A 25,040-nucleotide genomic window follows, 5' to 3' on the forward strand; every position below is an offset into this window, starting at 1 on the left:
AGAGTGAAGACAGTGCAGCTACAAGCTAAACAAGTTGACTATTTGGATGAACATCTAATCGGAAATAGGTTGGTAGCGATCGCTCCTGAAGAAATGGTGGTCAGCCGGATCGACCGTTTTTTAATTAAAAAAACGTAATTTATTTATGATGTTGATAGATATTTCATCTACCTTTATATTGAAAGATGTATTTTTAATATGGACAAAAAAACTTAAGCTCATATTCCGAAAGATGAGCTAGACCGATGGCATTCAGCTTCCTAAATGATCCAGTGACCGGATTTCTGAACACAGCCAAGTTACACAGTTTCTTTATTAAGAAATTTACTGCAATGAAAGACCTCTGGTATAAAAACGCAATTGTCTACTCCCTCGATGTTGAAACCTTCATGGACTCTGACGGCGATGGTGTCGGCGACTTTCAGGGACTTATCAACCGCCTAGACTATTTATCCGCGCTAGGAATTACTTGTTTGTGGTTGCTGCCGTTTTATCCTTCCCCTAACCGGGACAATGGTTACGACGTGATGGATTACTACAACATCGATCCGCGACTGGGAACCCTGGGAGATTTTGTCGAGTTCATGCACCAAGCAAAGGAACGAGGCATTCGCGTGCTGATCGATCTGGTAGTAAATCATACGTCCAATCAGCATCCATGGTTTTTGGCAGCCAAAAGCGATAAAAACTCCAAGTATCGCAATTACTACGTGTGGTCAGAAAATCCACCCAAAACTGATCCAGAATTGCTGGTGTTTCCCGATGCTGAGGACAGTATTTGGGAGTACGAGGAACAAGCAAACGCTTACTATTTGCATCACTTCTATAAAGAACAGCCAGATTTGAATATTGGCAATCCGGCGGTACGAGAAGAAATCTGCAAAATTATGGGTTTCTGGCTAGAACTGGGTGTGTCTGGATTTCGCATTGATGCTGTTCCCTTTTTAATTAAAGGAATTGGCATCGAAGGTGCAGACCCCGAAAAGCTGCGAGGTTTCTTGGAAGAAATGAGAGAGTTTGTGTCATCGCGTCAGGGTGATGCAGTGTTGCTGGCAGAAGCAAATGTCGATCGCGAGCAAATTCCTATCTACTTTGATAAGGGCGACAGAATGCACATCTTGTTCAACTTTTTGCTGAACCAGCATCTCTTTTTGGCCTTGGCGCGTCAAGAATCCACAGCGCTGCGCGATGGACTAAAAACCTTACCGGATATTCCTGATATTTGTCAGTGGCTTAATTTTGTGCGCCACCATGATGAACTGACGCTAGACCGCATTACTTCATCGGAACGAGAGGAAATTTTTGCAGCGTTTGCCCCGGAGAAAACTATGCAAATTTTCGGGCGCGGGATTCGTCGTCGCTTACCACCGATGATGAAAGGATCTCGCCGCCGGATTGAACTAATCTACAGCTTGCTTTTCACTCTGCCTGGTACACCCATGCTGCGCTATGGCGAAGAAATTGGCATGGGCGATGACCTTTCGCTGAAAGGTCGAGACAGCGTTCGCACGGTGATGCAATGGTCAGATGCAGCGAATGGTGGTTTCTCGACGGCTGCAACTGATGCCCTTGCCAGACCTGCGATCGCCCAGGGAGAATACGGTTACAAACAAGTCAATGTTACCGCAGCGCAGCGCGATCCAGGCTCATTAATTAACTGGATGGAACGTGCAATCAGCATCCGCAAGCAATGTCCTGAGTTGGGTAGGGGCAAGTGGCACATTCTCGAAACCGACTGTCCCTCTGTGTTAGCCCACTGCTGCGACTGGCAAGGCAGGACGGTGATTGCTGTCCACAATCTAGCCGACAAGCCTTGTACCGCTACGCTCAAATCTAACGAATACAGCCATCTGTTCGATTTATTTGGCGATCGGCTGTATGAACCTCTCAATGCCGACTCGCCCTCTATTCCCTTAGAAGCCTACGGTTATCGCTGGTTTCGAGTCAATCGAATCCTGGGTTCAGTTGACAGTTGACAGTTGACTGTTGACTGTTGACTGTTGACTGTTGACTGTTGACTGTTGACTGTTGAGGGCGACCTCTACCTGGAAGTCCGAGGATTGGAGTAATGAATAGATATCTTGCAAAAATAATTAGGACGGGCAAGATGCCCATCCCACAAGAGTTATTTTTTCTTGTGGGATGGGCATCTTGCCCGTCCCATAAATTGATGAAAAGGATTTTTGCAAGAGGTCTAATAGTCTTCTTTTAATTTCTCCCACTTATGGCAGAGGCTTTAAACCAATTCTTTCTAGTAAAAAAGTCAATCTTATGTACCAGAACTAGCGACGTGGACTGTTAGGAATGTACTTAGCAGCTTCCTTGTCGGGCAGCGGTTCTATCTGACCTTGATTGACCAAAGCTTGATGAATTAGGGCAGTAGCACTACCCCGACTGAGCAACTCGTTCGGATTAAGAGCTCTGGGATCTGGATAGTTGACCACTATCTTTGCCTTTGTAGCTGCTGCCACGGGTTCAACCGCATATTTAGGAAGTTTCTCGGCATCTTTATAATACGAATTGAGAAAATCTAATGCCGAATTTTTAGCAGGCGCCGTTGCAGCTTTTGTCGTTGTTGGTGCAACAGTCTTAGCCGATTTAGGTGCGGGCGCCGCCGCAGGCTGCTGCCTTGCCACTACAGGTAATAATGGCTGCATCAAAACAGTCGCTGCGAGGGGAAATGCCAAACGGTTCCTCGCAATTCGACGTTGATTTACTGGAGTTGGCCTTGCTGGAGTTGCAGCAGCTCGATCGGTTTTGACAACAGGGGGATTGTAATCCATATTTAAACCCCTCATTAACACAACTAATGCTTGTGCCTTAGTCAAGGGCTGCTTCGGACGAAACTCCTTTCCGGGAAAATCATTCATAAATCCCGTTTCATAAGCTTCTTCAATCGGAGTTTCTGCCCAGTAGTTTTTAGGCACATCCTTAAAGTAACTTCCACTCGGTATCTTTCTAACGCTGGCTCGGTTAAAAGCTTGGCGGATCATCGCCGAAAATTCATCCCGATCCACAGCCTGTTTGGGTTTAAAAGTTCCGTTTAGATATCCGGTAACAATCTCTTTTTCCGCTAAGGAATGAATAAACGGACGCGCCCAGTAATTCTGCGGTACATCAGGAAATTTCGATTTAGCTTGTTGAGCTGCAACTTCCTGGGAACTTAGCACAAAACCAGTGCCACTGACACTAACGGCTAAAGCTAAAAAGGCTACGCTGATTGATGGTAAATGCCTGCGATTAGACATGAGAAATCTCCTCCTAATTTTTGCATTTTTAACGAGATTATTTGGCTGAGTTAGAGCGGATTATGTTTTTTTCTATCCGCTTCCCATTCTGTTTTTACATCTAACTCTTCGCGACGTACTGTGTCTGTTGCCTCAATCTTATCTTGCTCGACTTCTTTTCTGATTTGCACTTCCTCGCGCACGAACGCCTGCTTTTGGATATTCACACTTTCTTCGTAGATATCCAAATGTGCCATTTCTTCTTGCTTGAAGGCGGTATCTGGAGTTACTCGACTCCCTGCATATTCTGGAGTTGTGCGATCGATCACAACTCGCTCTTTTTCTACAGGAACCTGCAGTTGTACCGTTTTGGTTTCAACTTGTTTGCCAATTATTACCTCGCCTGTTTTGCGACGGGTTTTATCTGCAACTAATCGTTCTTCGTACAGTTTGAGTTTTTGATGATCCTGTTCGTTCATCTGATACAATTCAGGCTCTCGATCGTAAGTATAGGTATCCCGGTCATAAGCAGCCTTACGAGCTGGAGGCGAGACAGAATGCGTTCGAGAAACTGGAACAGGCCCTTCTAAAGGTAATGATGCTTCTACTGGTACAGACGCTTCTACTGTTGAAGTTCGATAAATACCCCGCACTTGTTCTTCATAAGCGTAATCAACTGCCGTCCCATGCTCATACCTGGGTAGTTTTTCCACTTGGTCTTTACTCTGCAAACCTGTAGCGTAAACGTGCCGCCCCTTAAAATCAATGCGACAAAGAGCGATGGGAAGTAAAACTTTTTTGCCAAAAATCCAAGAACCAGTCTCTACCACAAAATAGCGGAAACGTCCTGTCTCATCTACCAGCACAGTATCGATCGTGCCAATTTTATCATGGGTACTTCCGCCATACACATCCAGCCCTTTGATATCGTCCTCATCAAAAGCTGCTTGGCGGTAGTTGGGATTAAAATCCTCAATTTTGTAAAGTAACATTGTTATTTTCTGTACTATCTACATCCACTTGTGTACCTACTTTAGATAGATATCAGTTCTAATACTTCCTTCTTATGAATGATTCAGCAAATTGAAAATCATCAAACAAGTGAGATTTATTTATATTTTTCTATCTTTAGATAGATGAATTTAGATCTGCCGTACTGAAAGTGATAAATTTCTCTAATTATTCGTAGGTTGGGTTGAGCATAGCGTTACCCCACTATCTCAGGCTAACAAGTTGGCTTTCGTTCCAAGGGCCCCAACCTACAACCTTTATGCCACAAGCTAAGCTTTTACAAGGTTTTATCGGGTTTTCTTATCGCGTCAACTGCGGGAGATCCTACAAAATTAAGGACATCTATAACTAGCTGCTGGGGGGTTTTTTCTGAATGAGATTTCGATTTATGAGCTAAATTACTACTTTTGATATTTAAAATTTTCAACTTAAAAATATTATGCCCATCGGTAGATAGTCTGGTAATGATGATTAAGTAAAATTAAATTATCTTCAAGGAATAAAATCACAACGTAACGCAGGGGTTAATCTTTTATGACTTATCCAGATCGATCGGGCAGTGAACTCACTGAGCCTACAATCGTCAATCCGCTGGTGGATTACCACGATCAAGTGAGGTGGGGGCCAATTTTGGCAGGAATTGCGATCGCTCTGGGTACTCAACTGGCTTTAAGCGCTTTGGCAATGGCGATCGGATTAAGCGCCGGTGCAACAGGGGCGGATGCAGGTTCCGTTGCTTTTGGGGTCGTAATTTGGTCGATTATCAGTTTGCTGATTTCCCTATTTTTAGGCGGTTGGGTGATGGCTCAAAGCTGCGGCCCAATGACTAAGAAAACAGCAGTTTTGAATGCAGTAATTCTTTGGGGAGCTACATTAGCACTTAGTGCTTGGTTATTAGGAAGCGGGATATCGGGTGCTGTTGGCGCTGCGGCTGCTAATGCTGGAGAAATTGCCAATCAAGTACAACAACAGGGCGGCGTTAATATACCGAATCAAGCGCCGAATGTAAACCCAAATCAAGTTCGCGATATAGCTGGTAATACAGCTAAAGCTGCTTGGTCATTCCTAGTTGGCTCTTTGCTGAGTTTGGCAGCGGCAATGATTGGTGCTGCTGTTGGCGCTCGCAAACCTCGCGTTTATGCTTGATTAGCGATGATAAAACCATAAAATTCAACAAGCACAGCAGCGAGTCAAATGATTTTATAACATTGTGATGATTCATCCTTTCTTGGAGAAGATGAACGAGCTAAAAACCTTTTCTAAGGTTTTGGCATAGAGATTTAAAAGGAGATAAAGCGATGCAAGAGCAAAGCAGATGGCAAAAATATACAAGGTTAACAAGTTCGATCTTGTTAACGGCAACGGTTTTAGTTGCTCCCGCCTTCGCCGCTGATAGAAATAAAACACAGATTCAAGGTAAGGAACCCCATAGCTAAAGCTAGGGGCTTTCAGGAAGTCCGGCTCGTTCCGAGCGGTTCAAGAAGAAAGCCCGAACCTTACCAGAGACAGGATTAGACCTACGTTTTTTGAGTCACGATACCGGAGAATGCGACGCTAGTTTTCCGCTCTATCGCCAAAAGTTAGACAGGCTTAACGGGGTTAAACCAGTGCGTTTGGCATAATAAGCTCAATAAACATTCTCGAAGCGAACTTTACCCAGCAATGGAGGACTTTATGTCTAATTTTGTTTTTGTAATTGATGCCCAAAAAAGACCGCTAACACCAATTAATCCTGGTTTCGCACGGAGGCTTCTGAAGCAGAAACAAGCGGCGATTTACCGTAAGTTTCCCTTCACTTTGATTCTTGGAAAGTCCCGACCCGATTTAATCAGACCCCATTTAAAGATCAAAATCCATCCTGGTTCTAGAGTAACTGGTTTTGCTATATTGAACGGTGCACAGGTCATTTGGGCAGCAGAATTAACTCACAGAGGTCAAGCAATCAAAGATGCTCTGCTCTCACGCCGTCAACTGCGGAGGGGACGACGAAATCGACATACTCGTTATCGTCAACCAAGGTTCTTGAATCGCACACGTCCTCAAGGTTGGTTAGCACCTAGCCTTGAACACCGAGTTTTAACTACACTCACATGGGTGAATAAACTTATCAAACTTGCGCCTATCGGGTCAATAGCTCAAGAACTTGTGCGATTTGATTTACAACAACTTGAAAACCCTGAAATCTCAAGTATTGAATATCAACAAGGCACACTTTTGGGCTACGAGGTTCGTGAATATCTTCTTGATGTGTGGGACAGGAAATGTGCTTATTGTGGTATTCAAAATATCCCTTTACAGGTAGAACATATTCACCCAAAAGCTAAAGGTGGCACAAATCGGATCTCGAATCTGTGTCTGGCTTGCGATTCTTGCAATAAAAAGAAAGATACTCAAGAAATTGAGCAATTCCTAGCCAAAAAACCTGATGTTCTTAAACGAATTCAAGCACAAAGAAAACGACCATTAAAAGATGCTGCTGCGGTTAACTCGACACGTTGGGCGTTGTTCAATCAGCTCAACAAAACTGAACTTCCGGTAACTACGGGTTCTGGCGGTCAAACAAAGTTCAATCGAACTCGTTTGCAACTACCTAAATATCACTGGTTAGATGCTGCTTGTGTAGGCAAAGTCGAAGAATTAAAGGTGCGAACTTCTCAACCACTGCTAATCAAGGCGACGGGACATGGCACTCGACAGATGTGTGGCACGGATAAATTTGGCTTCCCAATTCGCCATAAATCAAGAAAGCAAATCCATTTCGGTTTTCAAACTGGTGATATTATCAGCGCGACAGTCACCGCAGGAAAGAAAGTCGGCTCCTATGTGGGACGAGTTCTGTGCCGTGCATCCGGCTCGTTTGATATCGCCATCACGATGGGAAGAGTGGCAGGGATTAGCCATAAATATTGCAAACCCATTCACAAAAAAGATGGTTATTCGTATGGATTTTGAAGGGAGGCGACGGTCGTCGCAGCCGCTTTCCTCCCCATGTCGGTAGCCCGGGGCTTCTCGCTCGTTTTCTGGTGAGAATGGGTGGGTACCAATTACAGCCCCGATACAAGGTTACGTATATGGTGGTGTTTTGGGAGCGTGTGAAGCCGCAACTCCCCCGCCTCCTACTAACTGCCGCCAAGTTGCAGCCCAAAGATGAATTAAGGTGCATCAAGTACCTTCCACTGATCGGGAAAGCGTTGGAGTCGTCGCGAATGGACGAAGAGTGACGATTGAAAGTTTAGGAACGGATGGTTGGGTGCCGATTACAGTGCCTGTGAGAGGCTACGTCCAAGCTGAAAACCTGGCGTATTGTAGTTAATTGAAAAAACAGTGATGGATCACCAATCAAACCCAAAAAAAGAAACTAATTCACAGCAAGAGTCTGGTTTGTTAAATTTCCTTGCCGAGACAACACAATCTGCACTGAATGCAGGTAAAGCGGTTGTTGACACAGCAGTTGATTGGGGGGAAGCTGCTGCAAAACAAACTTATCGATTGATTGGACAAGCGACGCAAGGAACCGGAGAGGCGGTAACTTATGTTGGCAATCTTCCCTTTGTTAAACAAGTGGCAGGGGTACTCAGGCTTGATTGGTTAGTTGGGGTCAGCGATCGCATCGACTTAGCCAAAGCCGAAGTTCACGTCAAGGAACTCCAACAAAAGTATCCCAAGGAAGATCCCAGCGAAATTGCCCATCGCATTATGGTGGAAAAAGCGATTCAAGCCGGTGGTGTCGGATTGGCTAGCAGCATTTTACCCGGTGTCGCGGCTGCACTGCTGGCGATCGATCTAGCGGCGACTACTGCGATTCAAACCGAAATGGTTTATGAAATTGCCGCCACTTATGGGATGGATTTGCAACAGCCAGCCCGAAAAGGCGAGGTTTTGGCAATTTTTGGGTTAGCGCTAGGCGGTAGCAACGCCATGAGAGCTGGTTTGGGCTTTTTACGCAACATACCGCTGGCTGGCGCGATGATTGGTGCGAGTACGAATGCTACGATGCTGTACGCGCTGGGATATGCGGCGCGCCAGTTTTACGAAGCCAAACTGAGGGAAGAGACTCAAGAACCTGGAACCGAAACGCTGCAAGCGATTCAGCAACAAAGCGAGAAATATCTCGATGTTGCGATCGCCCAGCAAGCAGGGATGGATCAAATTATGGTTCACATGATTTTGGCAAGTTATCCCAACAAAAATTGGGAAGATATTCTGCCAGAATTGAAGGCATTGCAATTAAATGCCGATTCTCTCAATACGATTGCTGCTAACATCAAGTCCCCCAAACCATTGGGTGCATTGTTAGAGCAACTTAACCCCGATTTTGCAGTACCCCTATTAGCTCAATGCCGTCGCATTGCCGACAATAGCGGAGAGGTTTCCGAAGCAGAACAGAACGTGCTGGATGCGATCGCACAAAAACTCAACGGTCAAGATGTGGCTTCGATATCCACTTGAAAAACTTATTGGTGCGTTAGCTTTATGCGTAACTCACCATCCCCAATATTTACTGTCGCTGTGTAAATCCTAAATTAGCCTCACGTTAGAGTAATCTACTGCTTTAAGATAGAGTTTGACATGGCTAATTTTAATACTATCAATAACGACTGATGCAAGAGGAAGTTTTATGACAGCAGCAATATCCGGAGTCTGGGACAAGATTGAGAGCATGATCAATAGCTTCATTGTCCTGCTGCCTAATATGATACTAGCGTTAATTGTTTTTGGAATCTTTTTCTTTGTTGGTCGATCAATTAAGAGCTCGGTCAGGCGGCTTACCCGCAACCACCGCCAATCCCGGAATTTGGGACTGGTGTTGGGAAGGTTAGCGCAGGGTATAACTGTTCTGGTTGGTCTGTTTATTGCCTTGTCGATTGTAATTCCCACATTTAAAGCAGGCGATTTGGTGCAACTGCTGGGAATTAGCGGGGTAGCGATTGGTTTTGCCTTTCGCGATATCTTACAAAACTTCCTAGCTGGTATCCTAATTCTTTTGACGGAACCGTTCCAAATCGATGACCAGATTGTGTTTAAAAACTTTGAGGGAACGGTAGAAAGTATTGAAACTCGCGCTACAACAATCCGAACCTATGATGGTCGCCGGATTGTAATTCCGAATGCGGAATTGTTCACCAATTCTGTTACTGTGAATACCGCCTTTGATAAACGCCGGATGGAATACGACGTTGGTATCGGCTACGGCGATGATACTCACCGAGCCAAGCAGTTAATGATGGAAGCTATGCACAGTGTGGATGAGGTTTTGAAGGACCCTGCTCCTGACGTGTTGCTGATGGAACTTGCAGGAAGTAGTGTCAATATCCGCGCTCGATGGTGGATTGCTCCGCCGCGACGAATGGACGATCTGCGATCGCGGGACAAGGTACTTTCTGCGATTAAAGAAAAGCTTACTGCCAACGGCATCGACTTGCCCTTTCCTACGCAGCAAATTTTGTTTCATGACCAAACCGAAGAGACGGATGGCGATCGCCAACGTCAACGCGAAGGATGGCCCGCTGGTAATGGCGAAGTTCCTAAACCCCGCAGCATCAGCGGTTCTGTGCAAAAACTAATTGAAATGCGATCGCAACCTGACGGCAACGGACAATCTTCACGCCACCCCAACTCATGAAAAATGTCAAGTTAAGCAAAATTTGGGACTCGCTACACTCTAGCTACTGGTTTATCCCAACGTTGATGGCGCTGGGGTCGATGATTTTAGCGATCGCCATGCTGACAATTGACCGCACGGGTAATATACCAAACTGGAGGTGGATTTACACGGGTGGAGCCGATGGTGCGCGAGCGGTTCTTTCATCGGTTGCCGGTTCAATGATCAGCGTGGTTGCTACAGCTTTTTCGATTACTATTGTGGCGCTTCAGTTGGCGAGTTCAAATTTTGGTCCCCGATTGCTGCGTAATTTTATGCAGGATACGGGCAATCAAATCGTGCTTGGCACTTTCATTGGCACGTTTATTTACTGTTTACTCGTACTGCGAACCATTCATGCAGAAGGAGAAGGATACAGTCTCTTTGTACCCCAACTCTCGGTTACAGTTGGTACCGGATTGGCAATTGCCAGTATCGGCGTACTGATTTACTTTATCCATCACGCATCAACCATTATTCAAGCGTCCCATGTAATTACTCAGGTTAGTGGGGATTTAGACAAAGCTCTAGATCGTCTGTTTCCCGAAAAAATCGGAGAAGGTAAAGCGAAAAACTCGCGACAGGTAGTAGAAATTCCTGCAAGTTTTGACTCGGAAGCACGTCCAATCAAAGCCACGGGCGAGGGTTATTTGCAAGCAATCGATGACAAGGAATTAATGAAAATCGCCACTCAGTACAATCTGCTTGTAAGTCTTACAACTCGACCGGGAAAGTTTATCGTCAAAGGCAGCGATGTAGCGAGGGTTTCCCCCCAAAAACAGGTGAATCAAAGCTTGAACCAACATATTAACGATGCTTTTATTCTGGGCAAAGAACGGACTGAATATCAAGATGTAGAATTTCCAATCGATCAGTTAGTTGAAATTGCCTTGCGTGCGATTTCTCCTGCTATCAACGATCCGTTTACTGCGATTCGGTGTATCGATCGACTCAGCGCCGGATTATCCCGCCTCGCTCAAAGGGATTTTCCCTCGCCGTATCGCTACGACGATGAACAAAATTTGCGCGTCATTGTTGAAGGAGTGACGTTTGAAGGGTTAGTCGATGCTGCCTTTAACCAAATTCGCCAGTACAGTAAATCCGATGTGGCGGTAACAATTCGCTTATTGGAAGCTCTAGCTTGCATCGCCACTTACACCCACAATTCCAAACAACGAGAAGCTTTACGCCGTCAGGCGGAGATGATTTTAAAGAGTAGCCGCGAACAAATCTCTCAGGAGCAAGACCAGAAAGATGTCCAAGAGCAGTATTACCAAGTCATTAAAGCTTTAGGACAGGATTAATTTGGTTGAGCAGAATTATGGTAATAACAGCAACTTTACGCTCGGCTCCTAATACTTTAGCTTTAACCGCGCTGATTGCCATTGGTTTAGCGCTGACCCATTTATTTTTCGGCAAGTTGCGGTTTGCTCCTATTCCTCGCAGTGGCTGGCTTTCAGCAGCAAGTGGGGTTTCTGTAGCTTATGTTTTTGTGCATATTTTACCGGAACTCAATCTGCATCAAGCGGTATTAAAGCAAGTAGAATCAGGAGTTATTTCCTATCTAGAACACCACGTTTATTTAATAGCTTTGTTAGGATTGACTGTATTTTACGGCCTGGAGCGAATGGCAAAGTTATCTCGTCAGCAGGGCGAAGATGATGTGACCAGTCTTGGTGTTTTTTGGTTGCACATTGCCTCTTTTTCAATTTACAACGCTCTGATTGGCTATCTGCTGCTGCATCGGGAAGAACCGGGGATTACCAATCTGCTGTTGTTTTCTTGTGCAATGGCACTGCACTTTGCAGTGAACGACTCTGGTTTGCGGCAACATCACAAGCATATTTATGACCGCATCGGACGCTGGATACTAGCAGCGGCTATTATTGTGGGGTGGGTGTTGGGTAGCGCTACTGAAATTGGAAAAACTGCGCTCGCAGTTTTATTTGCTTTTTTAGCCGGAGGAATTGTTCTCAACGTCCTCAAAGAAGAATTGCCCGAAGAACGAGAAAGTCGGTTTTGGGCATTTGTCCTTGGTGCTGGAATTTACACGGCTCTTTTATTGGCTTTGTAGAGGAATCAAAGGCAGCCAAAACGTTCGAGGTTAAAATTATTTGAAGGAGCCAATCGTTCTTTCAGACGCAGTTTAAAATTACCGGGATAATTTTTCCTAGCACTGCTACCAACTGCGACGGTATTAACAGCCTTAACTTTAGTCGAATTTCTGAGCGATCGACGTTTATTATTCGCATCCCTTGCTACCAGTTTATTCTTAATTTATCTAGACATCCAACACAGCACAAACCTAGTCAAAAGCCGGGTGGTTTCTCACATGATTGCAGCAACGATTGGTTGGTTGACTTATCTAATTCTTGGGCCAGGAGATCCGTCAGCCCAGACGGCGATTAGGAGCAAATATCGTTATTATTGATTGAATAATGCTAGTTAAAAAAATTAGCCCTCTCTTCCGTTAGAAGCCGGGGACTATCGCTGGTTTCGAGTCAATCGCATCCGGGGGGAAAAAAGTTAATGTTGAGGGGAACACTAGCGACTATAACTATGAGGAATGTACTTAGCAGATTAGGTAAAAAACCCGGTTTTTGGCGCCAATCCGTAAGTCCTATATATAATTAATTTTTAGGCGCGCATAAAAATTTTTCCTTTGAGGTAGGGCTGATGTTTCCAGTGTGGTTGCAGGCAGGATTTTGGGGTTTACTGGGGGGTTCGGCGCTGCTACTGGGAGCGGCGGTGGGTTACTTTGTGAGCATTCCCCAGCGCGCGATCGCGACAATTATGGCTTTTGGCGCTGGTGTGCTGATTTCAGCGCTATCCTTTGAACTGATGGATGAAGCTTACAAGCGCGGCGGTTTCGACTCGACGACGATCGGCTTTTTGGGTGGCGCTGCTGTCTACACAGCCGCCAATTGGTTTTTGAATCAACAGGGAGCAAAACACCGCAAGCGATCGGGCTCTTTGCACCCAGCTAAAACAGAGTCAGGCGGTGGCGGATTAGCCATCGCCCTCGGCGCGCTGTTAGACGGGATACCGGAGTCGATCGTCGTTGGCGTCAGCATGATTTCTGGAGGCGCTGTCAGTTGGGTGACAGTAGCGGCTATTTTTCTCTCCAACATTCCCGAAGGGCTCTCTAGCGCCGCCGGTATGAAAAAAGCAGGGAGATCGATGGGTTACATTTTTGGAGTTTGGGGCGCGATCGCAGTTATTTCCGGTATCGCAGCATTGTTAGGATATACGGTTTTCAGCGGCTTTTCTGCGGAAGTAATAGCCGCAACTACCGCCGTAGCAGCAGGGGGTATTTTAGCCATGATCTCAGATACTATGATTCCCGAAGCATTCGAGGAAACTCACGATTTTGCTGGACTAATTACTGTCTGCGGTTTTTTAGCTGCTTTTGTACTCAGTAAGTTAGCCGAAAGATAATTGATAATTAGCGATGTCATCACTAAAGTAATGTAGAATTGCTGACACTTATAGTGTTTTTGATAGAGACACAGACGAATTTGATATGTTGCCAAGCTGTATCTGACAGGGAAAAAGCTTATAATCAACCTTAAAGACCGCAGCCACTCAAGAGGTGTTGAAAAATTTATGTGTCTCGAATCAGGGTATATCCTGCACGAAAGCTACCAAATTATCGCTTTGTTGGGACAGGGAGGGTTTGCTAGAACCTACACGGCTGCACAAATAAACCAACCTAATAATCCTCTATGCGTTGTTAAAGAAATTCCTTTTCCCCCATCGAACGATCCGCGCGTCTGGGAGAGGGCAAGGAAGCGATTTGAAAGGGAGGCTAGCGCTTTGCGCCGTCTCGGCAACAACTCGCGCATTCCCGAATTATTCGATAGCTTTGAAAAAAAAGACCATTTTTATTTAGTGCAAGAATACGTTAAAGGACATGCGCTTAGTCAAGAACTCACTGCGGGCGATCGGTGGAATGAGGAACAAACTGTTGCTTTGTTGCGGGAAGTTCTGGAAATATTAACATCAGTCCACCAAGAAAATATTATTCACCGCGATATTACACCTTTTAACTTAATTCGGCGCAAAACCGATCAAAAAATTGTTTTAATTGATTTTGGGGCCGTTAAAGAAATCGGCACTTTTACCTCTAACTCTACTGGTGAAATATTCAGCTCGCAGGCGATCGGCACCAGGGGTTATATGCCTGCCGAACAACACGATACGCGGTCTCTCCCGCAACCCTATAATGATATTTATGCAGTAGGAATCATCGCGATTCAAGCCCTCACCGGGCGGCGTCCCACCAATCTGCCGCAAGACCCCGAGACTGGTGAAATTGTCTGGGATTATTTAACATCTGAACCGGTTAGCAACAAGCTCAAAAATATTTTAACCAAGATGGTGCGTTTCCACTTTCAAGACCGCTACCAATCTGTTGATGAAGTTTTGCAAGATTTGGATTTGTCGATCGTCCCAGGGCCCCAAGTACCCAAAACTTCGCGGAAGTTGCGATCGGGCTTTCGCTGGCTGCTGTTCGGCGTTGCGGGGATTGCAGCTTTTGGGGCGATCGTATTTTTAATCCCCAGAATTTACCCGCTAATCTCGATAATTTCCCCGCCGGGAAAAACGCTGCCTACACCCTCTGCCGATGGTGTAAGTTCCGGCGAAAAACTCTTAGTGCAAACCGCCGCCCTGTGGTCAAAACAAAGGGGAATCAATGAGTTTGCCGACTCAAATTATCCCGAAGCTTTAAAATTGCTCAAACAGTCCTGGCGGGAAGACCGCAGAGATCCAGAAACTTTAATTTACATAAACAATGCTTTGCTGAAGGCAATAAAGGCAGAATATTACACGATCGCAATTGTTGTTCCCATCCGCAGAAATCAGGACGGCAGCATCCTCAACGCAAATTTAGCCGAAGAACTGCTGCGCGGCATTGCTCAAGCTCAAACCGAAGTTAATTTAGGTCTTCTGGCTGCAAATGAGAACAATAAAGATTTTCCCGGTCAAGGCTTTCTCCAACCTAAAGCTATTAGGAAAAAAGGTCTCAAAGTCATCATTGCTGATGATGGCAATATCAAATCCTATGCCGTTCAAAGGGCTAATTATCTGGTCGCTCAGCCCGATATTCTAGCAGTTATAGGACACTACACCAGCGACATGACTGTGGAAACAGTAGATATTTACAATCAAAATCAACTAATCGCCATTTCTCCAGGAAGCACCACAGAAGAACTAACGCGAAAACCTCGAAAATTTTTCTTTCGGACGGCTCCTACAACTAGCCTAGAAGCTGAAGCTTTAGTAAATCAACTGCTCTTGGTCGGTGAGAAAAAAGCCGCAGTATTTTACAATCCCAACAGTCCGTTCAGCGCTTCTTTGTGGGAAGAATTCAAAAAGCAATTTGAAGCCAAAGGAGGCTCGACTTTTAGGCTAAGTAATTATTACGACTTATCTAAAAATAATTTTAACGCCGAAGCAGCCATTCAAAAAGTTGAGAATACCGGAAAAACAGCCTTACTTGTCATTCCCGACGGTCAAGTCACTAATTCCCTGGAAAATGCGATCGAAATGATAAAAGCTAACGGCGATCGCAATTGGATTGTCGGGCCCTGGACTCTGTACGAGCCGAGAACGTTAGAAGTAGCCAAACAGTTAAAGTCTCTTGAAAAACTGGGAATATCCCTGTTTTGGCATCCGCTAGCAAGCTTTGACGAAAAGTTTCCTGTCAACGCGGAAAAATTGTGGGGAGGCCCGGTAAATACTCGATCTGCCTTAACCTACGATGCCGCCCGGACGCTGATTAAAGCCCTAGAAATGCAGCCAGAACCCAGCCGTGAAGGAATGCAAAAAACCTTAGCCGATCCAAACTTTAAAGCCGAGGGAGCCACGGGTATAATTGAGTTTGACTCAAAGACTGGAAATCGGAAAAATCCTCCCAAACGAGTAGCGCATATTGTACCCTGTTCTACAGCAATATATGGCGTTACCTTTGTGCCGATCGAATTTCCCACAGCCGCAGCGGCAGGTTTAAAGTGCGATTGAATTGATATCTTGTGGGATTGTCAACAAACCTGTAGAGGGCGGACAGGATGCCCACCCCACAAGAAAATTTACTCTTGGTGGAATAGGCCGGAAAGCCTGTGGTTAAGAATGATGCAGTATGTGGGAGTAATTGATATCTTGCGGCCTTGTCAACAAACCTGTAGAGGGGAGTTTTACCAAATATAATTGCCTAAAATCAATAATCTCATAAACCCGCCCCCACCCCCAGATAAAATGCTGGATAGAGAATTGTGCAAGATGTGCGAGTGAATTGATATCTTGTGCCGAACGCAACAATCCGACAGATGTTTCAGAGGTTTCAATTCTACAGCCGACTATTGCCACACGTGCAACATATCAATTTATTAGATATATTAAACAAGGTTAGTTTTTTCTATAATAACGCTTATGGCTGTCAATCTCGCTTCCCCAACAAGTTCTAGTCTCAAACCAGAAGCCCAAAATATCTCAGCACTCAAACAAGTCTTTCAGACAATTGATGCCGATAGCTGTCCGGGTTCCTATAATTTTCATATGCACACAGTCTACTCCGACGGGCGATTGCAGGCAGAGAAATTGATGGAACAAGCCATAGCCCGCGGCCTCAAAGGCTTAGCTATCACCGACCACCACAGCACCGAAGGCTACGTTAAAGCTCAAATTTGGCTGGATAATTGGAAATTAAACCATCCCGACAAAAATAGCGCAGCACCTAGTCTCTGGACAGGCGCTGAAATTAATGCCGAATTGCTCAACAATGAGGTACACATTCTCAGTTACGCCTTCGATCCGCAACATCCCAGTCTCAAACCATACCTACGAGGTAAAAGCACTGAAGGCACTTATTGTTATTCAGCAGCCAGGGTAATTGAAGCTATTCATGAAGCAGGAGGTTTAGCAGTTCTGGCACATCCTTGCAGGTATCGATCGACTGCAGATAAACTAATCCCAGAAGCAGCCCGTTTCGGCATTGACGGTGTAGAAATTTACTATGCTTACGGTAATCCCAATCCTTGGAAACCCAGTCCCAAACAAACTGCTTTAGTCAAAGATTTAGCAGAAACTTATGGTTTGCTGGGAACTTGTGGCACCGACTCTCACGGCCTGAGTCTTCTAGTCCGAATCTAGATAGTTCGGAAATAAGAAGTGCTTTATCCTGTTATTACCAGTCTAAGCGTTAGCGGATATATTTCTGAGGAAAGCAATCACAACGAGCCGAAAACAAACAGTTTATCAGGTCATATTATGTCCGCTAAAATGACTACTATAAAATTGTTTGGTAGTGAGGACTTCAGTCCTCATAAAATTTTGAGGACTGAAGTTTTCACTACTTGCCTTATAACGGCTATTTGACGGGACGTGATATCCTTTCGATGCCCGGATGAGCTTTCGCCCTCCAAAAGGAAGCAATTGCCAAACCAGGTAATATTGTTGCAACTCCGAGAGACCATGCGCCCTAAAAACCAGTCGCCGTTCTACCGTTCTGGGAACAACTGACAGGCACGGTTAGTTGGCTGATTTGCCCAATCCAAGCGAGAATCCCCAAATCGATCCATCCAACCTTCCAAATAAGCTCGATTAGCCTTTCTTTCCTCTGGATCTGAGGTATTCATGGGATGAGGTGCTAAACCCAAAATAGTCGCCGTCGTCACGCAAAACATCGACTTTTGAAAACTCTGGCAAATTTGCACCCGCACATCGTCTTCACCGCGACAGCTAGTGCGATAAACTTCGTGCAAATACTCCGGCAGAAAATGCCGCATATCTTGCATCAATTGAGTTGGCGGAATCCCTGCACCTCCAATCGGTAAAGGGTCAGCAAACAAAGCCCCGTAGGCAAATTCTCTTTGTTCTTCCGGGATTTGATGGGCTTGAGCGTTGTAGGAAACTGTGCCAAAAAAGGCTGTGCCCCGAAAGAAAATTGACTCTACATAAGGCACTGCTACATCTGGTAAAAATGTCAAGTTAGCTGAGGTCGGAATGATATCGTAGACTTGACCGCCAATCTTGACGCTGTAGGTAATTGGCAGACTCGCGGCGCTAACCAAACCTGCTAAGACAAAATCAACTACTTCTGCGATCGACTTAATTTTCCCGGCTTCGTAGGAATCAGATAAGTCGATAAATAAATCACTCATTACCCGCCAAAACTGACCGAGACCAGTGTAGTAAGCCAGCATCCGCACTTGTTCCGGCAAAAAATCAGGAAATGTTTTGTTGAGTCCCTGCATGAAAAAATTGCCTTTCAGTTTAGCCGCGATCGCCTTTTCGACCAAACTGCTAAATTCCGGGGAATCCAAATAACTGTCAAAACCCCCGCCGCCGTGCCACATCATAGTTTTCATAACATACTCAGCATACTCAAAATTAATGCGATCGTGCCACAAATAGCGAATTAATTTCGGCAGCGTCACATCTCCGTTGAAATATTTAAAAAACGGAAAAAGCACTAAAAACTGTTCTTCTGCAATATAATTGAGATTGCGAGAATAGGCATCGAGAACCACACCGTAACTTTTGAGAATGCCAACAACTTCTACTACATTTTCCGCCGATTCAGGAAGCAAAGCTTTGCCTGATTCCAAGAGGTCAATGTATGCGGCTAGGGGATGGGAAGAGGGTTTTAATACGGTACTTTTCATTTTTATTTAACCTTAATTGAACGAAGGCACGACACGGATTTGAACACGGATACACTGATGAATGGAATAGGTAGGGACACGGCAGTGCCGTGTCCCTACAGCCGTCTGCTGTATTTCATGGGATTGAAAACTGCCATAAGACTAAAGTCCGATGCTACGAATCTAGGTCATATTTTATTTCAAGTTTTGAGCAATCACTTTAACTTGGGGCGGCACATTAGCTACCATTCCGATCGCAGTTTTTTCGCTCAAACCAACTAAAACTCCCGGCTGCACTCCCATGATGGCGATAATTATTGCTAAAACCAGCGAAGGAATGCGATCGCGCCAGCGGACTTGTGGCAAATTTTCCACCAAATCCGAAAGGCGGCCGAAAAAGGCGCGGTTGACCATAATTAAAAAGTAAACTGAAGTTAAACCAGTGCCGATCATGCAGAGCAAAGTTTGCACGGGAAACACTGGCAAACTGCCCCGAAATATCAAAAATTCCGCAATAAATCCAGCCAAACCCGGAATCCCCGCACTTGCCATCACGCCGAGGATCATTAAACTGCCAATCATCGGCAAACCGCGATCTGGATTGAACAAACCTTTGAGCACATCGATGTTGCGGGTGCCGGATTTTTTGTAAACAACGCCGACACTCAAAAATAGCAGCCCCGAAATTAAACCGTGGCTAACCATTTGCAAAACAGTTCCCAACATACTAATCGGAGTAGCTGCGGCGCTAGCTAATAAAATGTAGCCCATGTGAGCGATCGAACTGTAAGCTACAATTTTCTTCATATCTTTTTGGGCGATCGCGCAACTCGCCCCGTAAAGCACGCTTACTACAGCCCAACTCGCCAACCAAGGTGCGGCCACCGCCCACGCATCGGGAAACAAACCCAAACCAAAGCGCAGCATCCCATAAGTCCCCAGCTTCAAAAGCACCCCCGCCAGCAGCACCGAAACCGGCGTCGAAGCTTCTACGTGAGCATCCGGCAGCCAAGTATGAAAAGGCACTAAAGGCATCTTAATACCAAAAGCCAGCAACACCCCTGCCAGCAAAACAATTTGTCTTACCAAAGGCAAGGGCAATCCTCCTTGCAAATGCGATGCGCCCGCTGCACCAACCATATCGAAACTCGAAGCACCGCTAAGCCAACCAGTGCCCAAGAAAGCAGCCAGCAGCACAATTCCCGAAAATGCAGTATAGATTAAAAACTTAGTAGCAGCATAACCCCGGCGCTCGCCTCCCCAAATCGCAATTAACAGGTAAAGCGGAATCAATTCTACCTCAAAAAACAGGAAAAACAGCAGCAAATTTTGAGATAAAAAAGCCCCTGTTACGCCGCCAGTAATTAACAGAATCAAAGAATAATAAAGTCGAGGTCTGCGGATCGACTCATCCGTAGCGTAAATAGCTATTCCTGTCAGCAGAGTATTTAAAATTACCAAAGGCAGAGCCAAACCATCAACACCGAGATTGTAATTCAATCCCAAAACATCTATCCAAGGAATGAATTCCGAAAACTGCAACTGACTGGTACTGGCATCAAACTGAACTGCCAAAATCACCGAGAGAATAAAAGTTATACCCGCAATGGCGATCGCGACATTCCGAACTATTTTAGAACTCACTGAACCGGGCCAAAGCCCAATCAGGGCAGCAGCCAACATTGGTATCCAGATTAAAGCACTGAGCATCAATTAAAACTTTCCTTTGTTACACAGTATTTAGAGCTATATTTAACATTAACGCATAGCAACTACATATAGAAGCGATCGGCTAATTTTCTTGTTAACATAGATTCAAATGTCTCTGGAATCCTCCTATGACCTCAAGTCTTACAGATCGAGAAGATTTGCAAATTAAATCCGGTTCTCCTTCCACCCGCCTCACCGTTGCCGACTTGGAAGAACTGCAAGGTATACTCGGCGAAGCACATCTAGACTACCAACTCGAACTGGTAGACGGGAAGATTATCGTTATGGGCCCATCAGACATAGTATCGAGCGAAATTGGACTTGAGTTTGGCAGACTTTTGCTTAACTGGGTCAAACCCCGCAAACTCGGACGAGTGTTTGAGTCGAGCGGCGGGTTTATTCTCTCCAATTCAAATGTTACAGCCCCCGATGTTTCGTTTGTGACAGCCGATCGCCTCAAACAAAGTAAAAGGTATTTTGCCGAACTTGTTCCCGACTTAGTGGTAGAAATCAAATCTCAGTCTGATCGCCTCAAACCCCTCCGAGAAAAATTTTTATCATTCATCGAACTCGGAGCCAAAGTAGGAATATTAATCGACCCAGACAAGCATACAGTGACAATTTACACTCCGATAGCCGAGCCAGTGGTATTGAGAGACGGCGACATGATTTCACTTCCCGAACTTTTGCCGGGTTGGGAAGTTCCAGTGACCGAATTATGGCCGATCGATTTTGAATAAAACTAGATAAAAAAGCAGACAAACCCAGACTAAAATCATCTGCGTTCATCTGTGTTCATCTGCCCTCATCTGCGGTTTAAAATTAAATAAAACTAGATCAAAAGCAGACAAACCCGAAAAATTCATCTGCCAAACTCTACAGTTTAAAACTGCCAAATAATCAACGCCAGCAACACAGCAACCCCCCCCGCAATAGTCAACACATAAAACTGCGACTGACCGGTGCCGGTGTACTTCAACCCTTCGCCGCTGAAAATGGTGGCAAAACCGAACAAATTCACCGCCCCATCCACCACATACTTATCAGTCCAAGCGCTGATTTTAGAAATCAAAGCCACCGCCCAAACGACAGTCAAGCGGTAAACTCGATCGATATAAAAATCGTAAGCAAACAAATCCTGCAACGCCGGCACCGGCAGCCGTACCGGTCGAGGTAAAACCCCGTACCAATAAATCGCCACCCCAACCGCAACGCCAATCAACCCAGATAACATTAACAGCGGAATATCCAGAGTCTTCAACAGCGAATTTAAAGTATTCAAATCCCCCGTTTGCGCCCAAGGCCCAGTCCAACTAATTAACAGTTGCCACTGCTGTAACATCCAAGGCACCAATAGCCCCATCACCGTCAAAATTACCATCGGCAAAGCCATCGGCCAACCAACTTCTGGAGCTCTGCGAGTTTTCGGCTGCGGTTTTCCTACAAACACTAAACCGAATATGCGAGTTAAATTTAGCGCTGTCAAACCATTAACTAAAAGCAGCACTATTACCAGCCACAAAGGCAGGGTCCAAAAACCGTTAAGCCAGCGTCGCATTGCCCAAAAGTTGCCGAGAGGCAACAGCGCTACCATCCCCGCAGCGCCTACTAAATAAGCCGTAGTGGTGGCAGGCATCTTCGACCACAACCCACCCATTTCTGTTAAATCTTGAGTGTTAGTTGTGGTAATAATTGACCCTACGCTCATGAATAATAGACCTTTGGCGATCGAGTGCGCGAACAGCAACAGCAAAGCAATGTCAACTTGATTTAGCCCCACGGCGATAAACACCAAACCCATAGAAGCGCTGGTAGAATGCGATAGTGCTCTTTTGATGTCGATTTGGGCGATCGCCACCAAGGAAGCGCCAACAGCCGTTACCGCACCCAAAACCACGAGTACCGCATCTGCGACCGGGGAAAGCGCTAAAACAGGCTGAAGTTTAATCAAAACATAAGCCCCAGCGCCCACAACTACCGTATTCCGCATAATCGAAGCCGGGTTTGGCCCTTCCATCGCCTCATCTAGCCACAAATGGAAAGGAAATTGAGCGCACTTTGCCGTAGGTGCGGAGATTAAAGCCAAACCTAAAAGAGTCGCCACTACAGGAGACAAAGTTGCAGTTTCAGCCCATGTTTCCAAATCGGAAAAATTCAAACTTCCTGCTAAAGTTGAAAGCGTCACTACTCCCATCAGCAGTGGTACGTCTCCTACACGCTTGGTTAAAAACGCATCACGAGCGGCTGTTACTACCAGCGGTTGAGCGTACCAAAACCCCACTAGCAAATAAGTTGAAAGCGTCAGCACTTCCAACAAACCGTAAGTTAGAAGCAGCGAGTCGCTAATGGCAATGCCGCTAATTGCCGCTTCAAAAAAACCCATCAGCCCAAAAAATCGAGCTAGCGCCCAGTCTTTTTCCATGTAGCCTAGAGCGTAAATTTGTGCTAGCAAACTCAGAACACTAACTAACTCCATTGCTCCGACGCTGACGGTGGAGATTTCTATTGCAAAAGACAAATCTAAATCGGCTGCTTGCACCCAGTGCACGAGCAATTGTTGGGGGGGTTGATCCCAAGTCGCTGTAAAAATAACTGACCCGTGTATGAAAGCCAACACAGTCATGAGCAAATTGAAGTAAGCTGCCGGTCTCGGGCCTGTTCTGCGAACGGTTCCCGTAGACCACGGCAAAGTTAAAATTGCGCCTATTAAGCCATATAAAGGTACCCACCAACAGGCTTGGAGGAGAAATTGAGTCATTTAATTTATCCCTTAAACTTCAAATTACGGGCTGCCTTTATACAAAAACAGTCGCGGGCGATCGCGCGAGGCCCTAAAACTTTGACTAAACCCGATCGTATAGTTCTGGCAAAATAATTTGCACCCAAGATTCACTATACATTAAAGCATCAAAACTGATAATTATCTCAATACAAAAATACTGGCCGAGCAGACGAGGCACTCAAAGAAAAAAATGCCTGCTGATGGGTCAAGACTGCTTTTTTGTCGATTTCCCCGCGATCCCTCTTTTGAAATCCCCAAGTTTCCCGGCAGCGATCGGCTCCGGCTTCACATACCGAACTCTAGTTTATGAGTATTATTACTTACTTGAATTCCCCTTCGCCGTCGGCATCCACCCCTCTCTATATTAAGATTATTAAATAAATATTAAATTAGTTTAAGTAACATAAAAAAATTTAATTTTTGTTATTAAACATTATGATGTTAGTTTATATTGTCAAGGTGGACAGCTTCCCCTATTCTTATAGGATAGGAAGCTTTACACTGCATTACTAAAGAATGTGGGCCTCCCCGTCCAAATTTTTAGATTTCTCAAAGATTTGTAACGGTAATTTCGCTCATCCTCAAAGGAGATTCAAAAATGTCAATTGCCGTGGGAATGATTGAGACAAAAGGTTTTCCCGCTGTTGTGGAAGCTGCCGATGCTATGGTCAAAGCTGCCCGCGTTACCCTCGTGGGCTATGAAAAAATCGGCAGCGCCCGCGTTACCGTAATTGTGCGCGGCAACGTGTCGGAAGTCCAAGCCTCAGTCGCAGCAGGAGTGGAATCCGTCAAGCGGGTGAACGGCGGAGAAGTCGTCTCTACCCACATCATCGCTCGCCCCCACGAAAACCTAGAATACGTTCTGCCGATTCGATATACAGAAGCAGTAGAACAGTTCCGAGGCTACTAAGTTCTTAGCGCACAACAATTTCGTTAAACGAAAATTTGTGCGATCGTCAAAAATTAACTGTTTAGTTCCCCCAATATTCAATCAGGAGTAAAACCAATGGCAATTGCAGTTGGCATGATCGAAACCCTAGGCTTCCCCGCAGTTGTAGAAGCCGCTGACGCGATGGTCAAAGCAGCCCGCGTCACCTTGGTAGGCTACGAAAAAATCGGTAGCGCTCGGGTTACGGTCATTGTAAGAGGAGATGTCTCGGAAGTGCAAGCTTCTGTCGCAGCCGGAGTAGAGTCAGTGAAGCGCGTTAACGGCGGACAAGTGATGTCCACCCACATTATCGCCCGCCCTCACGAAAACTTAGAGTACGTGCTGCCGATTCGCTACACCGAAGCTGTAGAACAGTTCCGCGAAGGCGTCAGCGGCATTCGCCCCCTCAACAGATCTTAAGACAGGCGATTCCCTACGGGATAGCTTCGCTTCACGGCTGTTAGGGGCGTTTGGTAATTAAAAATTAAAAATTAAAAATGGCGCTGTTTTTGATTTAGCATTTTTAATTTTTAATTGAGGTGGGTATGGGATATTGGTTATTAGTCATCAGTCATCAGTCATGAGTGATTAGTTACTAGACGAAGCTCTAAAAGGCGGACAGCGGACTGAGGAAAGCTAATTAAAAAAAGACAAGTGACAGTGTAAAAATGACAATTACCAATTACCTATTACCTATTACCTAAAATGCAAATGGCCAAAGTTCTCGGCACAGTTGTCAGTACCCAAAAAGAGCCGACGCTGAGAGGATCGAAATTTCTACTGCTGCAATTCATCGATGAGGAAGGTTCCCCAGTTCCCGGATATGAGGTAGCCGCTGACTGTGTGGGCGCTGGTATCGATGAATGGGTTTTAGTGACCCGAGGCAGCGCAGCCCGGATCGCGCCCGGAAGCGAAAACCGTCCGATCGATGCTCTGGTAGTAGGCATTATAGATACTGTCAATGTAGAAAACCGCCTCATTTACAGTAAAAAAGACGACCCATACGGCTAGTTGACAGTTGACAGTTGACAGTTGACAGTTGACAGTTGGCAGTGAAAAGTGAACAGCTAACAGCTAACAGTGAACAGTTGACAGT

At 45.5% G+C, this 25,040-nt stretch carries 20 protein-coding genes; 15 read left to right on the forward strand and 5 right to left on the reverse strand.

Annotated features, from left to right (window positions below):
* The first annotated feature begins 3 nt into the window (after nucleotides 1-3).
* Entirely contained in the window at nucleotides 4-138 is a 135-nt protein-coding gene (locus tag QUB77_RS16170) for a hypothetical protein (RefSeq protein WP_333295984.1), read from the forward strand.
* Between the two features lie 194 nt (nucleotides 139-332).
* Entirely contained in the window at nucleotides 333-1,976 is a 1,644-nt protein-coding gene (locus QUB77_RS16175; RefSeq protein ID WP_333174199.1) for an alpha-amylase family protein, read from the forward strand.
* 306 nt (nucleotides 1,977-2,282) lie between these two features.
* Here QUB77_RS16175 and QUB77_RS16180 read toward each other — a convergent pair whose 3' ends face one another.
* Both QUB77_RS16180 and QUB77_RS16185 read right to left on the reverse strand, forming a co-directional pair.
* Nucleotides 2,283-3,248, reverse strand: coding sequence for an S-layer homology domain-containing protein (locus QUB77_RS16180; RefSeq protein ID WP_333174197.1), 966 nt, complete (start codon nucleotides 3,246-3,248; stop codon nucleotides 2,283-2,285).
* A gap of 50 nt (nucleotides 3,249-3,298) precedes the next feature.
* Nucleotides 3,299-4,219, reverse strand: coding sequence for a DUF2382 domain-containing protein (locus QUB77_RS16185; protein ID WP_333174195.1), 921 nt, complete (start codon nucleotides 4,217-4,219; stop codon nucleotides 3,299-3,301).
* Between the two features lie 553 nt (nucleotides 4,220-4,772).
* Here QUB77_RS16185 and QUB77_RS16190 point away from each other — a divergent pair.
* The 9 genes from QUB77_RS16190 (at nucleotide 4,773) to QUB77_RS16230 (ending at nucleotide 17,031) form a co-directional block, all read left to right on the forward strand.
* Nucleotides 4,773-5,384, forward strand: coding sequence for a hypothetical protein (locus tag QUB77_RS16190; protein WP_333174193.1), 612 nt, complete (start codon nucleotides 4,773-4,775; stop codon nucleotides 5,382-5,384).
* Nucleotides 5,385-5,912: 528 nt separating this feature from the next.
* Nucleotides 5,913-7,190 carry an RNA-guided endonuclease IscB gene (iscB, locus tag QUB77_RS16195; RefSeq protein WP_333174191.1) on the forward strand — a complete coding sequence of 426 codons (1,278 nt, stop codon included), beginning with the start codon at nucleotides 5,913-5,915 and terminating at the stop codon, nucleotides 7,188-7,190.
* A 375-nt stretch (nucleotides 7,191-7,565) separates the two neighbouring features.
* Entirely contained in the window at nucleotides 7,566-8,687 is a 1,122-nt protein-coding gene (locus QUB77_RS16200; protein ID WP_333174188.1) for an EcsC family protein, read from the forward strand.
* A 169-nt stretch (nucleotides 8,688-8,856) separates the two neighbouring features.
* Nucleotides 8,857-9,861: a mechanosensitive ion channel family protein gene (locus tag QUB77_RS16205; RefSeq protein WP_333174186.1), complete on the forward strand. Its 1,005-nt coding sequence runs from the start codon at nucleotides 8,857-8,859 to the stop codon at nucleotides 9,859-9,861.
* Nucleotides 9,858-11,183 carry a DUF2254 domain-containing protein gene (locus QUB77_RS16210; protein WP_333174183.1) on the forward strand — a complete coding sequence of 442 codons (1,326 nt, stop codon included), beginning with the start codon at nucleotides 9,858-9,860 and terminating at the stop codon, nucleotides 11,181-11,183. Before QUB77_RS16205 ends, QUB77_RS16210 begins: the two co-directional genes overlap by 4 nt.
* A gap of 17 nt (nucleotides 11,184-11,200) precedes the next feature.
* Entirely contained in the window at nucleotides 11,201-11,953 is a 753-nt protein-coding gene (locus QUB77_RS16215) for a hypothetical protein (protein WP_333174180.1), read from the forward strand.
* A gap of 602 nt (nucleotides 11,954-12,555) precedes the next feature.
* Nucleotides 12,556-13,317 carry a ZIP family zinc transporter gene (locus QUB77_RS16220; protein WP_333174178.1) on the forward strand — a complete coding sequence of 254 codons (762 nt, stop codon included), beginning with the start codon at nucleotides 12,556-12,558 and terminating at the stop codon, nucleotides 13,315-13,317.
* A gap of 168 nt (nucleotides 13,318-13,485) precedes the next feature.
* Nucleotides 13,486-15,903, forward strand: coding sequence for a bifunctional serine/threonine-protein kinase/ABC transporter substrate-binding protein (locus QUB77_RS16225; protein WP_333174175.1), 2,418 nt, complete (start codon nucleotides 13,486-13,488; stop codon nucleotides 15,901-15,903).
* 408 nt (nucleotides 15,904-16,311) lie between these two features.
* Nucleotides 16,312-17,031 carry a PHP domain-containing protein gene (locus QUB77_RS16230; protein WP_333174173.1) on the forward strand — a complete coding sequence of 240 codons (720 nt, stop codon included), beginning with the start codon at nucleotides 16,312-16,314 and terminating at the stop codon, nucleotides 17,029-17,031.
* A gap of 347 nt (nucleotides 17,032-17,378) precedes the next feature.
* On the opposite strand, the gene QUB77_RS16235 is transcribed toward QUB77_RS16230, so the two are convergent.
* Nucleotides 17,379-18,545, reverse strand: a complete 1,167-nt coding sequence (locus QUB77_RS16235) for a CO2 hydration protein (protein ID WP_333174171.1) — start codon at nucleotides 18,543-18,545, stop codon at nucleotides 17,379-17,381.
* 174 nt (nucleotides 18,546-18,719) lie between these two features.
* On the reverse strand, nucleotides 18,720-20,234 hold the full coding sequence (locus tag QUB77_RS16240; RefSeq protein ID WP_333174169.1) for an NADH-quinone oxidoreductase subunit M: 1,515 nt from the start codon (nucleotides 20,232-20,234) through the stop codon (nucleotides 18,720-18,722).
* 128 nt (nucleotides 20,235-20,362) lie between these two features.
* Between QUB77_RS16240 and QUB77_RS16245 the strand changes: the two genes are divergently transcribed.
* Nucleotides 20,363-20,974: a Uma2 family endonuclease gene (locus QUB77_RS16245; protein ID WP_333174167.1), complete on the forward strand. Its 612-nt coding sequence runs from the start codon at nucleotides 20,363-20,365 to the stop codon at nucleotides 20,972-20,974.
* Nucleotides 20,975-21,117: 143 nt separating this feature from the next.
* Here the strand turns inward: QUB77_RS16245 and QUB77_RS16250 are convergent, their stop codons facing one another.
* Nucleotides 21,118-22,992 carry an NAD(P)H-quinone oxidoreductase subunit F gene (locus QUB77_RS16250; protein WP_333174164.1) on the reverse strand — a complete coding sequence of 625 codons (1,875 nt, stop codon included), beginning with the start codon at nucleotides 22,990-22,992 and terminating at the stop codon, nucleotides 21,118-21,120.
* Nucleotides 22,993-23,614: 622 nt separating this feature from the next.
* On the opposite strand from QUB77_RS16250, the gene QUB77_RS16255 reads away from it, so the two are divergent.
* From QUB77_RS16255 to QUB77_RS16265, 3 genes are all read left to right on the forward strand, one after another.
* Nucleotides 23,615-23,926, forward strand: a complete 312-nt coding sequence (locus QUB77_RS16255) for a carbon dioxide-concentrating mechanism protein CcmK (RefSeq protein ID WP_006635059.1) — start codon at nucleotides 23,615-23,617, stop codon at nucleotides 23,924-23,926.
* Nucleotides 23,927-24,022: 96 nt separating this feature from the next.
* Nucleotides 24,023-24,364, forward strand: coding sequence for a carbon dioxide-concentrating mechanism protein CcmK (locus QUB77_RS16260; protein WP_006635058.1), 342 nt, complete (start codon nucleotides 24,023-24,025; stop codon nucleotides 24,362-24,364).
* Between the two features lie 285 nt (nucleotides 24,365-24,649).
* A complete protein-coding gene (locus QUB77_RS16265; protein ID WP_006635057.1) occupies nucleotides 24,650-24,955 on the forward strand; it encodes a EutN/CcmL family microcompartment protein in 306 nt (101 codons plus the stop codon).
* Nucleotides 24,956-25,040: the final 85 nt, after the last annotated feature.

This window comes from Microcoleus sp. AT9b-C3, from assembly GCF_036705485.1.
Taxonomy (GTDB): Bacteria; Cyanobacteriota; Cyanobacteriia; order Cyanobacteriales; family Microcoleaceae; genus Microcoleus.